General features: G+C 54.6%; 13 protein-coding genes. 6 read left to right on the top strand and 7 right to left on the bottom strand.

The annotated features are described in order from the left end of the window. Positions 1–39: 39 nt before the first annotated feature. Positions 40–270 carry a DNA polymerase III subunit theta gene (locus EnteroDNA1_RS05485; protein ID WP_008500465.1) on the bottom strand — a complete coding sequence of 77 codons (231 nt, stop codon included), beginning with the start codon at positions 268–270 and terminating at the stop codon, positions 40–42. 136 nt (positions 271–406) lie between these two features. Between EnteroDNA1_RS05485 and yobA the strand changes: the two genes are divergently transcribed. Genes yobA through EnteroDNA1_RS05470 form a run of 3 tightly spaced genes read left to right on the top strand, consistent with a single transcriptional unit; the run spans position 407 to position 2,004 of the window. After that, complete coding sequence (gene yobA / locus EnteroDNA1_RS05480) at positions 407–778, top strand: CopC domain-containing protein YobA (RefSeq protein WP_033145842.1); 372 nt, start codon at positions 407–409, stop codon at positions 776–778. A gap of 1 nt (position 779) precedes the next feature. Further along, positions 780–1,649: a copper homeostasis membrane protein CopD gene (copD, locus tag EnteroDNA1_RS05475; protein ID WP_033145841.1), complete on the top strand. Its 870-nt coding sequence runs from the start codon at positions 780–782 to the stop codon at positions 1,647–1,649. Between the two features lie 16 nt (positions 1,650–1,665). Then, complete coding sequence (locus EnteroDNA1_RS05470) at positions 1,666–2,004, top strand: YebY family protein (protein ID WP_069303001.1); 339 nt, start codon at positions 1,666–1,668, stop codon at positions 2,002–2,004. 439 nt (positions 2,005–2,443) lie between these two features. On the opposite strand, the gene EnteroDNA1_RS05465 is transcribed toward EnteroDNA1_RS05470, so the two are convergent. Continuing rightward, a complete protein-coding gene (locus tag EnteroDNA1_RS05465) occupies positions 2,444–3,340 on the bottom strand; it encodes a benzoate transporter (RefSeq protein ID WP_064672719.1) in 897 nt (298 codons plus the stop codon). 173 nt (positions 3,341–3,513) lie between these two features. After that, positions 3,514–4,455 carry a VirK/YbjX family protein gene (locus EnteroDNA1_RS05460; RefSeq protein WP_069303000.1) on the bottom strand — a complete coding sequence of 314 codons (942 nt, stop codon included), beginning with the start codon at positions 4,453–4,455 and terminating at the stop codon, positions 3,514–3,516. Between the two features lie 166 nt (positions 4,456–4,621). Between EnteroDNA1_RS05460 and pphA the strand changes: the two genes are divergently transcribed. Further along, complete coding sequence (pphA, locus tag EnteroDNA1_RS05455) at positions 4,622–5,266, top strand: protein-serine/threonine phosphatase (RefSeq protein WP_069302999.1); 645 nt, start codon at positions 4,622–4,624, stop codon at positions 5,264–5,266. Positions 5,267–5,300: 34 nt separating this feature from the next. Here the strand turns inward: pphA and EnteroDNA1_RS05450 are convergent, their stop codons facing one another. From EnteroDNA1_RS05450 to yebS, 4 genes are all read right to left on the bottom strand, one after another. Beyond that, positions 5,301–5,540: a YebV family protein gene (locus tag EnteroDNA1_RS05450; protein ID WP_008500472.1), complete on the bottom strand. Its 240-nt coding sequence runs from the start codon at positions 5,538–5,540 to the stop codon at positions 5,301–5,303. 106 nt (positions 5,541–5,646) lie between these two features. Then, positions 5,647–7,089, bottom strand: coding sequence for a 16S rRNA (cytosine(1407)-C(5))-methyltransferase RsmF (rsmF, locus tag EnteroDNA1_RS05445; RefSeq protein ID WP_069302998.1), 1,443 nt, complete (start codon positions 7,087–7,089; stop codon positions 5,647–5,649). A 77-nt stretch (positions 7,090–7,166) separates the two neighbouring features. Then, complete coding sequence (locus tag EnteroDNA1_RS05440; RefSeq protein WP_039263642.1) at positions 7,167–9,800, bottom strand: PqiB family protein; 2,634 nt, start codon at positions 9,798–9,800, stop codon at positions 7,167–7,169. Continuing rightward, on the bottom strand, positions 9,769–11,052 hold the full coding sequence (yebS, locus tag EnteroDNA1_RS05435; RefSeq protein ID WP_023312213.1) for a membrane integrity lipid transport subunit YebS: 1,284 nt from the start codon (positions 11,050–11,052) through the stop codon (positions 9,769–9,771). Before yebS ends, EnteroDNA1_RS05440 begins: the two co-directional genes overlap by 32 nt. A gap of 132 nt (positions 11,053–11,184) precedes the next feature. Here yebS and EnteroDNA1_RS05430 point away from each other — a divergent pair, with 132 nt between their 5' ends. Next, a complete protein-coding gene (locus tag EnteroDNA1_RS05430) occupies positions 11,185–11,682 on the top strand; it encodes a GAF domain-containing protein (protein ID WP_064672716.1) in 498 nt (165 codons plus the stop codon). Between the two features lie 96 nt (positions 11,683–11,778). After that, positions 11,779–12,465: an RNA chaperone ProQ gene (proQ, locus tag EnteroDNA1_RS05425; protein WP_014884292.1), complete on the top strand. Its 687-nt coding sequence runs from the start codon at positions 11,779–11,781 to the stop codon at positions 12,463–12,465. Positions 12,466–12,470 lie beyond the last annotated feature (5 nt).

Below are 12,470 nucleotides of genomic sequence, written 5' to 3'. Positions count from 1 at the left end.
GCCAGATTCCGCGTAAGGAAATGTAACGACTCGTTAAGCTTATTTAACTTTAGGCTCGTACGGTAAACGGGAGAGGTTGACCGAGGCGAGGCGGTGGGCGATGAGTCTTTCGCGAAACCAGTCGCGCAGATGGGCGGGCTGTTCCCGTTCCACGACTTCAGCCACGACGGGCATGTTGTAACGCTCTTTGAACGCGACGCCAGCGGCAGCGAGATCGACATTCACTTTATCCATCTCGTCCTGCGGAAGGGCGGCCAGATTGATCTTCATTACCTTCTCCTTTTTATGCGGCGGCAACGTTACCGCGATTGCACGACGATGACAAGCGGAGGCAGGATGATCCTCGACTCGTTTATTATACAGCGTTATTCTTTAGCATACAGACATAACAAAAAGGAATGATAGGATGGGTTTCTCCGCTTCCCGCGCGGTCTGCGCACTGGTTTTTGTGGCCTCGACAATGATGACGCCTTCCGTGCTGGCACATGCACATCTTAAACAGCAGATCCCGGCAGCAGACAGCGTGGTGACCGCACCGCAGGCACTTACGCTGAATTTTTCAGAAGGTATCGAACCTGGATTTAGCGGTGTGGTGGTAACGGATGCGCAAAAGCAGGTCATCAAAACGGGAACCGCTACGCGCGACGAAAAGAACAAAGCTCAGCTTACCGTGCCGCTGGAACAAACGCTGGCATCAGGGACTTACCAGGTGGACTGGCATGTGGTTTCCGTGGATGGCCATAAAACCAAAGGCAGCTATCACTTTAGCGTGAAATAGCATGCTGACGCTGTGTTATATCGGGCTACGCTTTATCCATTTCGGGGCGCTGATGCTGGTGTTTGGCAATGCGCTTTACAGCGTCTGGTTTGCGCCTTCGTCTCTTCACCGTCTGCTGTCCCGGCGTTTTCTGTCGCAGCAGAAAGTGGCGGCCTTAGTGAGCCTGGCGGCTGCGGTCCTGATGTTTGTGCTGCAGGGCGGATTGATGGGCAACGGCTGGGGAGATGTGTTTGCGCCACAGGTATGGTTCAGCGTGATGGGAACCCGGTTTGGCGGCGTCTGGCTGTGGCAAATAATCCTCGCTGCGCTGACGGTCGGTGCGGCATGGCTTGCGCCGCTGAAAGGTTCGCGGCTGCTGCTGCTCGCAATGGGACAGCTTATCCTGCTGGCTGGGGTAGGGCATGCGGCGATGAACGACGGTCCGACGGGGGCGCTGCAGCGTCTTAATTATGCTTTTCACCTGATATGTGCCGCCACCTGGCTTGGCGGATTAATGCCCCTGCTGTTCTGCATGCGTCTGGCGAAAGGGCGCTGGCAGAATGCCGCCATCTTTACCATGATGCGCTTCTCGCGCGTGGGGCATTACGCCGTTGCGGGCGTGCTGCTCTCCGGGGTGATAAATGCGCTCATGATACTGGGCCTCGATATTCCCTGGCAGGCTGGCTACGTGCGGTTTTTGTTGTTCAAATGTGCGCTGGTGGCGTTGATGGTGGTAATTGCGCTGGCAAATCGGTATTTTCTGGTGCCACGGTTTCGTCCGGAGAGCGGGCGAGCACAACAGATTTTTATCAGGATGACACAGGCAGAAGTGGTGCTGGGAGCGCTGGTGCTGGCAACGGTCAGTCTGTTCGCCACCTGGGAACCCTTCTGACAAGGTTAAATATCATATGAAAAAGACAGTACTTTCTCTCTTATTGCTGGCCTGTACGGGGAGCGCGCTTGCCGCACCGCAGGTCATCACCGTGAGTCGTTTTGAAGTGGGTAAGGACAAATGGGCGTTCAATCGCGAAGAGGTGATGCTGACCTGCCGTCCGGGCCATGCGCTGTATGCCATCAACCCGAGCACGCTGGTGCAATACCCGCTGAATGATACCGCAGAGCAGCAGGTAGCCAGCGGCAAGAGCAGCGGCCAGCCGATTAGCATTATTCAGATCGATGACCCGGCGCATCCGGGACAAAAAAAGAGTCTGGCACCGTTTATCGAGCGCGCCGACAAGCTCTGCTAACGTTCGGGTTTCCAATAAAAAACCGCAGATGCTTGCGAAAGCACTGCGGTTTTTCACTTTTAATGATGCTCTGGCGCTTTTTTTCCGACCGCTTTTGCTGTGGACTGGAAAACCTGGCGTCGTCATCTATTCTTAAAAGGCAAGGCGACTTAGCCTGCATTAATGCCAACTTTTAGCGCACGGCTCTCTCCCAAGAGCCATTTCCCTGGACCGAATACAGGAATCGTATTCGGTCTCTTTTTATCTGTATGTTTTTCAAAGCATTGTTCGGTGTTGACTCTAAATCACCCGAAACTTTCTCGAACATTCCATATCCTGTCTAAACCATAACATACTCAGGACCGCGTGCGTCCAGGGTTTTTTGGGATCTTTGTTAAAATTTTGTGGCCGAGCGACCGCTGAGCAAACGCCCTCTGGCGAGCAAAAGGGCATCCCTAAGCTAAATAATGAACGCGCTGAATTTGTCTTTGTGGCGGACAATGTACTCCGGGAAGTTTTCAACCGTTAGCTCTTGCTTGATTAATGTCCTGTCCCGACCCCAGATATCTTCCGCATTTTTAATGACCTTCATGATGTGTTCCGGGTTGTTAAACTCAGGAAGATCGTATTCAGTATGGGATATGGTCGACATTTTTTCTGAGATGCGCTCGGGGGTCATTACCCACGAGAAGTGCCAGCCACCATTGTCAATAATGCTGTTGTTAATCTTGAACCAGTTCCACTTTAGCCAGGACCAGTTTTTAACGCGTCGGGTGCGTTTAAGATTCCTGAATGATTCAGGTTCGCCGCCAAAGAAACTAACGAGATTTTTATATTGTGTGGCTCGCGGTAATTTACATTTTCTTGGCGTGTTGTCAGTATTAAAAACCTGCAGGTTGAACTGATAATTATAGAAATTCTGATAAATAGTGGTGCAGAGCTTTTTGGGATTTATCGATGCTACCACCTGTGGTGAAAATATCTCATCGACATCGGAAACTAAAATCAAATCATCATCGTTGGCATGCGTCAAACCCTGCATGATGGCATTCCTCTGCGCGGCTTCATTTGCCCACGCATCCACCACCATTCCCTCTGGCAGACCCGGAATCACCTCCCGAGCAGGGTGTGATTCTTCAGCGGCTTTCGTAATCGGTTCTTTATCATGAACAACGTAGATAATTTTATCTTTAAACTGGCTGTATTTATTAATGTCAAAATGCAGCGGCCTCTTTTTACCGGTAAAAGTATGCGTTGACTCAACGATAACGAAGCGATCGACAACGTCCGCGAGCGTGTTTAGCCTGATTTCGAGAAGCATATCTTCATCGTAATATAAGAAGCAGTCATAGATCATTACCGAAGTCCCTCATTTTTGCGCCCACATTGCGCTCTTCCCAACGCATTCGCCGGTTTCATTTCGCGCAATGCTAACTGAGCGCCCTCGCCCTGTGCAATAGTGGGCTGCTTTATCATTCTTTTTTAAACGGAATGCATCCGCTATGCAGTGAGCGGAGACGCTGGCCAGGCTTAAAAGTGGGACTTAACGGATGCCTCTATTTCATCGAGCAGCTCAAAGCGACGGCGGTATTCGGCGCGTTTTTTACTGGCAATTTCTTCAAGGGATTTACGCTCCATCTGCAGCGGCAACTGCCAGCAGAAGGCTGACAGCTTTTTACCGTCCAGAGATCCCCAAAACTCATCGTAGCTGGCATGGAAATGGCGGCCTTTGCTCAGGCGATATCGCAGCGCGCGGAAAACGTGCCCTTCATCGCTGACGGCAAAAATCGCCCGGACAGATGACTGTGCAGCCAGCTGGAAGAGGACTTCCATCAACACTCGTTTGGGGAACAGGCCGTGGCAGGCGCGGGTGGCCTGTTTAATGACGTCTCGCGATACGCTGCGACGGGGTCCCTGAAGGCCGCCGATGACCATCACTTGCTGACCATTGCTGCGCGCGACGCTGAAGGTCAGGCTGGCCAGCAGCGTATCCTCGTTGTCGCGTAGCCACAAGGTGCTTTCGCCCTCGCGCTCGGCTTTCCCCGCAGAGGAAGCATTGACCGTATAGGTTACGCCGTCTTTGGCGTGGAACTGCACAACGGTTTGCTCCTGCGGGCTGCTCAGGGCCTGAGCGAGACCGCTCTCTTTCAGGCTATCAATCCAGTAGTAATGGTTGACGATAGCGTCGGCGCGATCGTTAGCCGTCAGGCCGCGCATCAGATACTGTCGGTGGGTCTTGCTGGGCAACGTAATTTGAGAGGCCAGCAGCCTGTCGAAATCGTCGCGACCCGAAAGGGCTTCCAGCATGCGATGGGTAGAAGACCAGAACAGAAGCGAGCGTAAAAGGAACTTCAGGCGATATTCGCGTTTACGCCAGATTGGACCCGGCACGCGTTTGCCGTTCACCAGCTCGGAAATAATATTTGTGCGATGCGGATAGAAAACATCGTTATGCAGGTGCGTATTAGACACGTGAAGACCCCTCTTTTTTTATACCCTTATTCTAAAGAGCCAATAAAAAGGGATTAATAGCGCGAGGATCTTTATTTCTGTTTGGTTTACCGTTTGTTTCACTTCGTGACGACCGCGCCGGTCTGTCGCCTTTTCTGCGGCGGCTATACTGTTTAAAGGAGGTTCTATGTATCAGCGAATTGAAGGTGGGATGTGGCGTCACGTCTGGGTTGTCAGCGATATACACGGTTGTTACCAGTGGCTTATGGATGAGCTTAAACGCCGTCAGTTTAACCCGTATGAGGATTTACTTATTTCGGTCGGGGATGTGATCGATCGTGGCCCTGATAGCGTTAAATGCCTGCAGTTAATTCATGAAAAATGGTTTCGTGCCGTGCGGGGAAACCATGAGCAAATGGCTCTCGACAGTCTGGATAATAACGATTTTTCACTCTGGACGATGAATGGCGGAATATGGTTTTCGCATCTTGAACGCGACCAGCAACAGCTTGCCCTGTCGTTGCTCGACGCCTGTCGCGATTTACCGCATATCATCGAGATAACCTGTGCGAACGGTCTGAATGTGATTGCCCATGCGGATTATCCGGCCGCGGAATACCGATGGCAAAAACCGGTTTGCGCCCAGCGCGTCTTATGGAACCGCGACAGACTGATGGGATTTATGGTGGGTAAAGGAGAGGGCATCAGCGGCGCGGATCATTTCTGGTTTGGGCATACGCCTCTCGACAGAAGGTATGATTTTAATAATCTTCACTACATTGATACGGGGGCTGTTTTCGACGGTTACTTTACGCTGGCGCAGCTGCAGTAATAAATAACCCGCCTTCGGGCGGGTTCTCTTTAGGTCAGGCAAGACGCATGACCCAGGCATCGGTTTTGCTATCGTAATGCTCGCGGTAAAGGACAGAATGTTCGCCATCAAGTATTGCCGGGACGCTGGTGTCTGCATCCCATGCATCGAGCTGCATGCACAAATCCGGGTCGGATTTGCAGGGAATACTTAACGTTCGATCGCCTTGCGCTTCGCCGCGCAGCTCTGCGTCGTCGATCTCAAAAGCGCCAATACGCACGCTGGTTTTCGTCATAGTGCTCTCCGGGTCGGTTGTCAAAATCTGGTATGACCAGTGCGATCACCCATTTTTGATCGTAGACAAGGAGAGCAAAATCGCCAGTAAAAAAATGCGCTTTTTTTCAGGCTGTGCGATCGTTACCGGTAAACAGACGGCCGTCCCGAACCAGCTCGCGCGGATAGCTGTTTTTCAGCCTTGAGCCGACCTTTTTTGCCAGCCCCAGCGGATATCCCTGATACGTCACTATCACTTCATCGCCTGATGGCGTGCTGTCCGGATAGACATCGCGGCCACGGTACCACTCTTCGGCTTCCTGATGCGTCAGGGCAAAGGTATTCTCGCGTCCGGCAAGGGCGATAACGGCCTCATGCTGCCAGCGATACCCTTTATTATGCACTTCCGCCAGGCGGATCCCGATTCGCGAAAAACGGACCTTTCCGATGAGCGGCTCGATCTGTGCCGGGAACAGCCATATCTCTTTATCACGCATCCAGGGGTGCAGGCTCTCATCCCAGACCAGTCCGACCTTTTTGGCGGCGGCTTCAAGCTGTGCTGCATCGCGGCCTTTAAGAGGGGAAAACGGGAAGTTGCCGACCTTGAATTTAGGTGCGGGCAGGGGCTCAACCGCCTGCGTTTTACGCAAACGCGCCACAAAAAAACCTTCGCAGTCGTAAATCTGCGGGAACACGTGAAGGAAACCCTCCGGCGTGACCGCCTCCTGTGCCGAGGCGAACAGGCCGTTAAGCGGCAGGAACTCAACTGCCTCCGGGTAGTTCGCTTTCAGCCACAGGCAGACGTCTTCGTTTTCATCGCGGTTTAAGGTGCACGTTGAATAGACCAGCGTGCCGCCAGGGCGCAACGCGTGAAATGCGCTGTCGATCAGCTCGCGCTGCGTGGCGGCGATCTCAAGGTTGCTCTCAACTGACCAGTTTTTTAACGCGTCGGGATCTTTACGCACCACCCCTTCGCCGGAGCAGGGCGCGTCCAGCAGAATGGCATCGAAGGCTTCCGGTAAAGCGGCGCCAAACACGCGTCCGTCGAAGTGCGTCAGGGCAACATTATGAATACCGCAGCGGCTGATGTTGGCATGCAGCACCTTCACGCGGCTGGCGGAAAACTCGTTGGCGAGGATCGCCCCGTGGTTACCCATTCGGGCGGCAATTTGCGTGGTTTTTGAGCCAGGAGCGGCGGCAACATCCATCACGCGTTCAGGCGCATTGCCATCGGCGAACAGGGCGGCCACCGGCAGCATCGAGCTGGCTTCCTGAATATAGAACAGGCCGCTCAGATGTTCAGCGGTACTGCCCAGCGGCAGCGAGGCTTCGTCATCGCGTTCGATCCAGAACCCCTCGGCGCACCACGGTACCGGCGTAAGCTGCCAGCCGTACGGCGAGACCAGCGCCAGAAAATCCTCGACGCTGATTTTCAGCGTGTTGACGCGAATACTTCGGCGTAACGGACGCTGGCAGGCGGCGATAAAATCATCTAACGACAGGTGAGAAGGAAGCGCCTCGCGCATCTGCGCCAGGAATTGTTCAGGAAGAAATACGGAGTTTTGAGCCACGGGCACACCACAGGGAAAAGTTCAGGTGCGCAGTGTAACATAAAGGCTCCGGTGCGTTGACACCGGAGCCTGTCAGATTAACGCGGCAGGGCGGTTCCCCATTCGCGCCACTCTTTCGGTTCGCTTTCGAGCAGCAGGAAGTGTTTACCCGGCTGCGCTTTCGGCGCCAGCGGCGTGCCCGGCGGCGTGGCAAACGCGATACCGCCGCGAATGAACTGGTTGAAGGTGCCGGTTTTCACCACGCCTCCCGTCAGGCCAAAGTCCAGCGAATAGCCGGATGCCAGCCAGAATACCGAGTTATTACGGACCAGGTGCTGGTAGCGTTCGCTGATGCGTAACGCCACCATTACGCGGTCGGAGAGGGTACCGAGCGTCAGGCCCGTGACCGTACCCACTTCAATGCCGCGGAACAGAACCGGCGTGCCGATGCTCAGCGAGCCCGCTTCCGGCACTTCCACCACGATGCTCAGGCCGCCAAGGTAGCGCGAGTCGGTGATCGTGGCTTCCTGCAGTTCGAAATCACGACGGGCATTGCCCTGGCCCGGCTCAACGTTGATGTACGGCTGCAAAATGGTGTCGAGATGCTCAACGCCCGCGGCCGAGATCTGCGGCGTCACCACCGAGAAGCGCGAACCCGTGCGGGCGAAGGTCTGCACATATTCCGGGTACAGCACGGCGGTGGCCTGCACCTCGTTGCGCGAGGTAATCAGCGTCAGCTTCTGGATTTGTCCAATATCAATGCCCAGATAGCGGATTGGCATGCCTTCCGCCAGCTTACCGGCATCAAACGCGTGCAGGGTAATCTGTCCACCCACGGCGCGTGCGGCGGTTTCGGACGGGAAGAGAATACGCTTATCGCCTTTACGCAGATTCGCCCCCGCGCCGCTGAGATTATCGAAGCTTATCGCGCCGCGCAGCGCGCGTGAGAGCGGGGAGGCCTGCACGGTCAGCCCGTTACCGTTAAGCTGAACTTTCGCGCCGCCTTCGGCCCAGAAGACGCTGTTTGGCGTCAGCAGCTTGCGGTACTCCGGCTTGATATGCAGTTCGATATCAAACGCGTCCGCACGCGGGCGAACGGCGATCACTTCCCCAACTTCAAACTTGCGATACAGCACCACGGATCCTGCCTGTACGTCCGGCAGCGTCTCGGCGCTTAATGTCAGCGTGGTGGTAGGGAGATCGCTCAGGCTGTTTTCAACCGCTTTCTCCAGGTTGGCATACAGCGGATAGCTGTCGCGAACGGGGCCTTTATCACCGGGCAGAATGCGGATGCCGCCGTTAACCCATTCGCTGGCGCTGGCGCCGAGGAATTCCACGCCGTCCAGTCCCACCTTCACATCGACGCGACTGTTCACCACGAATTTGCTGTCACCGTGCACCAGGTCGCTGTACTGCGGATCGATGGCGACCGAGAAGGTCACGCCATTCGCGGAGAGCTTACGCTCCAGCACCTGGCCGACCTGCACGCCGTGTAAAATTAACGGCTGGCCGGCTTCGATTCCGTAACTTTCTGGCGCATTCAGCGTGACGGTCACTACGCCCGGCTTTTGCAGCAGGGATTTATCCGCCGGGGCAATCACGAAGCTATTGCTGGGCTCACCTTCGCCGGGGATGAGCTCAAACGTATTGCCGGTCAACAGCGTGCTGAGGCTGGCATCGTTCAGGGAGAGCTTTGGACTGCGCATTTCGATACGCGTTTTCTCGCGCAGGAGGTCGACCACGCTCGGGTCGACAGTCATTTCTCCTGTGACCGAGCCGCCCGGGTTGAGCGTCATTTTGGTGAGCTGACCAACCTGCAACCCCTGATACATCAGCGGCGTTGAACCCGCTTTTAGCCCCTTAGCATCGGGCAGAGCGAGTTTGACGATCACGCCGCGCTGGCTGTGCGCCAGGTCAGCGTACAATCCAAATGAGTCATCCGCGGTGGCAGGGCTTGAGTTTTCCGGGGAGTCAAAGGCAATGGCACCATTTACCAGCGCGGCCAGACTCTCCAGCTTCACTTTCGCACCGCTCAGGCTGAGGTCCGCATCCACGCCGGAAACGTTCCAGAAGCGGCTGCCTTTTTTCACCAGATTGGTGAAGCGACGCTCGATCAGCACGTCGATGGTGACGCCCTGTTTATTCGGGTTGATCGCGTAATCGTACACGCGGCCAACCGGGATTTTGCGGAAATAGACCAGCGAACCGCTGTTCAGAGAACCGAGATCCGGCGCCTGCAGATGAATCATTAAATCGCCGTTGTTGAGGCGGTACTTGGGCTGTGTATCCAGGGCAACAAAGTGATCCTGCGGCTCTCCTTTACCCGGCATCATGCCGATATAGTTACCGCCCACGAGCGCATCCAGCCCTGACACGCCGGCCAGAGACGCTTTTGGCGTGACCAGCCAGAACTGCGTTTCGCTGCGCAGGGCATCCTGCATGTCAGATTTAATACTGACCCGCACCTGAATCTTGTTCAGCCCTTTTCCAAGGGAGATGTCCTGAACCGTACCCACTTCAACCCCCTGGAAGCGAACGGGCGTTCGCCCGGCGACGATGCCGTCGGCGGTCTGGAAATCAATGGTGACGGTACTCCCGCGATCTTCATAGCTCGTCCAGATCAGCCAGCCTGCAATCATCAGGGCGATGACGGGCAGCAACCAGAATGGCGAAATGCGGCGTTTTGTTTTAATTCTCGCTTCAGTCGGCGAAGCGGGGGTTTCCTGACTCATGTGCATCCCAAAGTAAGCGGCTATCCAGCCATTCCACAGCAAGAATAGTCAATATCACCGCAGAGCCGAAATAAAAAGCCGCGGGTCCCATTGTAAAAGCAAGTAGCTGGTCGCGATTGATGAGCGACATCATCAGCGAAATCACGAACAGATCTAACATTGACCAGCGGCCAATCCAGGTGACGAACCGCAGCAGCAGAATGCGGGTCCGTAAGCCTTGTTCACATTTAAAGTGAATGCTGATGAGCAGGGTAAACATCACCACCACTTTGGTAAAGGGAACCAGGATACTGGCAATAAAGACGATCGCCGCCACCCCGACGTTGCTGTGCGCAAGGGAGATAATCCCGGAGAGGATAGTATCCTCCTGACGCCCGCCATTCACGTAAATGATGGAGATCGGCAGCATATTGGCTGGGATCAGAAACACCAGGGAGGCGATCAGCGCGGCCCAGCATTTTTGCAGGCTGTTGTTGCGCCGCAGTCTCAACGGAATGTGACACCGCGGGCAGCGCCCACGCGCGTCGGGCAAGCCGGTATAGTGGCATCCCAGACAAACGCGTAGATTTTCATCAGGACGCGTGGCGGGGCGCTGAGGGTAAAATCGCTCCCAGAGCTGTTCAACGTTCAGGTGGATCAGCGTCAGGATGCTCAGCAATACCAGGCTGATGAAAGCAAAAAGTCCGATGCCGGGCTGCAAAAAGGCGTAGTCCTGCACCTTTATTGACGCAACGCCCACGCCCACCAGATAAATATCCAGCATCACCCACTCTTTGAGCTTATCCAGCATCAGCAGAACCGGGCGAAGGTTCATGCCGAGAATATTGCCAAACCACAGATACGCAATGGCGGCGACCAGCACCAGCGGCGCACCAACGGTGCAGAAAAGCACCATGGCAGCGGTGATGGGATCGCCCTGACGGGTCATCTGCCAGATACCCTGCAGCACGTTGGCGTCAATGCGTACGCCAAGCAGGTAGAGTTTCAGCAGCGGTTCGCTCCAGGCGAAGGGCATCAGCAGCAGCATGGTGACGGCCATGGCGGCGAGGCGGGTGAGCGACCAGTCGCGGCCGTCGCGAATTTTGGCGTCGCAGCGGGGACAAAAGGCACTTTGGTGCGATTTCATCTTCGGCAACATAAAAAGCGTATCGCACTGGGGGCAACGCTGATAATGTGCACGTGGCAAAGCTTCGCTCACCGTATGGACAGTTATCTTTCTTGTCGGCGTAATTTTGGTTGTTTTTAAGGCCATCAGCTGCGCACAAATAAGTATTGTTGAAAGTTATAATAACTCATGAACGGATTCATCTTGAGCATGAGCGCATTTAATGCTTATTTTAATAGGCTATGCGGTAAATTTGTAAGACAACTAAGTGATTGAATAATGAACAAAACAGAATTCTACGCGGATCTGAACCGCGATTTTAAGGCATTGATGGCGGGTGAGACCAGCTTCTTAGCCACTCTGGCAAATACTAGCGCATTGCTGTTTGAACGTCTCTCTGACGTGAACTGGGCCGGCTTTTACCTCCTGGAAGGTGAAACGCTGGTGCTCGGCCCGTTCCAGGGCAAACTGGCCTGCGTGCGTATTCCGGTAGGGCGTGGCGTATGCGGCACGGCGGTGGCCGAAAATCAGGTCCAGCGTGTGGAAGACGTTCATGCGTTTGACGGGCACATTGCCTGTGATGCCGCCAGTAATTCTGAAATCGTTCTGCCGCTGGTGCTCAAAAATCAGATTATTGGCGTTCTGGATATCGACAGTACGGTCTTCAGTCGCTTTACAACCGAGGACGAACAGGGGCTGCGCGAGCTGGTGGCGAATCTGGAAAACGTACTCGCTGCAACCGATTATCAAAAATTCTTTGCGAGCGTCGCAGGATAATCAACGGATAACGTAGCATTTACTGATAGCGTCATTATAATGACGCCTGTTCATGCCTGCGCTTGTTGGCAACGTCCGTTGTAATCAGGAAATTTCATGGAAAATCAACCTAAGTTGAATAGCAGTAAAGAAGTTATCGCATTTCTGGCCGAGCGTTTCCCGCAGTGCTTCAGCGCGGAAGGTGAAGCTCGTCCCCTGAAAGTCGGTATTTTTCAGGATCTGGTGGCGCGTGTTGAAGGGGAAATGAACCTCAGCAAAACTCAGCTGCGTTCCGCCTTACGTCTTTATACTTCGAGCTGGCGCTACCTGTACGGTATCAAACCTGGCGCGACCCGCGTGGATCTCGACGGCAACCCGTGTGGTGAACTGGACGAGCAGCACGTTGAGCACGCGCGTAAGCAGCTTGAAGAAGCCAAAGCACGCGTTCAGGCACAACGTGCAGAACAGCAGGCGAAAAAACGCGAAGCCGCAGCGGCAAACGGCCAGGAAGAAGCGCCTCGTCGTGAGCGTAAACCACGCCCTGCGCCGCGCCGTCACGATAATAACGATCGCAAACCGCGTGCAGACAAACCAGCAGCAAAAGCCCCGCGTGCCCCTCGTGAAGAGCCGCGCCATACGCCGGTTTCTGACATTAACGCCCTGAGCGTAGGTCAGGCGCTGAAGGTAAAAGCGGGTAACAATGCTATGGACGCCACCGTACTGGAAATCACCAAAGATGGCGTTCGTGTACAGCTGACTTCTGGTATGTCAATGATTGTACGCGCAGAACACTTGTTGTTCTGAAACGG

This window comes from Enterobacter sp. HK169, assembly GCF_001719105.1.
GTDB classification, from domain to species: Bacteria; Pseudomonadota; Gammaproteobacteria; order Enterobacterales; family Enterobacteriaceae; genus Enterobacter; species Enterobacter asburiae_B.
The sequence above is the reverse complement of the archived record's forward strand: the minus strand, read 5'-3'. Positions and strand labels throughout refer to the sequence as shown.

Bases quoted from the DNA above. Each gene is read 5' to 3' on its own strand.
- EnteroDNA1_RS05485 (WP_008500465.1), bottom strand. From the start codon at position 270: ATGAAGATCAATCTGGCCGCCCTTCCGCAGGACGAGATGGATAAAGTG.
- yobA (WP_033145842.1), top strand. From the start codon at position 407: ATGGGTTTCTCCGCTTCCCGCGCGGTCTGCGCACTGGTTTTTGTGGCC.
- copD (WP_033145841.1), top strand. From the start codon at position 780: ATGCTGACGCTGTGTTATATCGGGCTACGCTTTATCCATTTCGGGGCG.
- EnteroDNA1_RS05470 (WP_069303001.1), top strand. From the start codon at position 1,666: ATGAAAAAGACAGTACTTTCTCTCTTATTGCTGGCCTGTACGGGGAGC.
- EnteroDNA1_RS05465 (WP_064672719.1), bottom strand. From the start codon at position 3,340: ATGATCTATGACTGCTTCTTATATTACGATGAAGATATGCTTCTCGAA.
- pphA (WP_069302999.1), top strand. From the start codon at position 4,622: ATGTATCAGCGAATTGAAGGTGGGATGTGGCGTCACGTCTGGGTTGTC.
- EnteroDNA1_RS05450 (WP_008500472.1), bottom strand. From the start codon at position 5,540: ATGACGAAAACCAGCGTGCGTATTGGCGCTTTTGAGATCGACGACGCA.
- EnteroDNA1_RS05440 (WP_039263642.1), bottom strand. From the start codon at position 9,800: ATGAGTCAGGAAACCCCCGCTTCGCCGACTGAAGCGAGAATTAAAACA.
- yebS (WP_023312213.1), bottom strand. From the start codon at position 11,052: ATGGCCTTAAAAACAACCAAAATTACGCCGACAAGAAAGATAACTGTC.
- EnteroDNA1_RS05430 (WP_064672716.1), top strand. From the start codon at position 11,185: ATGAACAAAACAGAATTCTACGCGGATCTGAACCGCGATTTTAAGGCA.
- proQ (WP_014884292.1), top strand. From the start codon at position 11,779: ATGGAAAATCAACCTAAGTTGAATAGCAGTAAAGAAGTTATCGCATTT.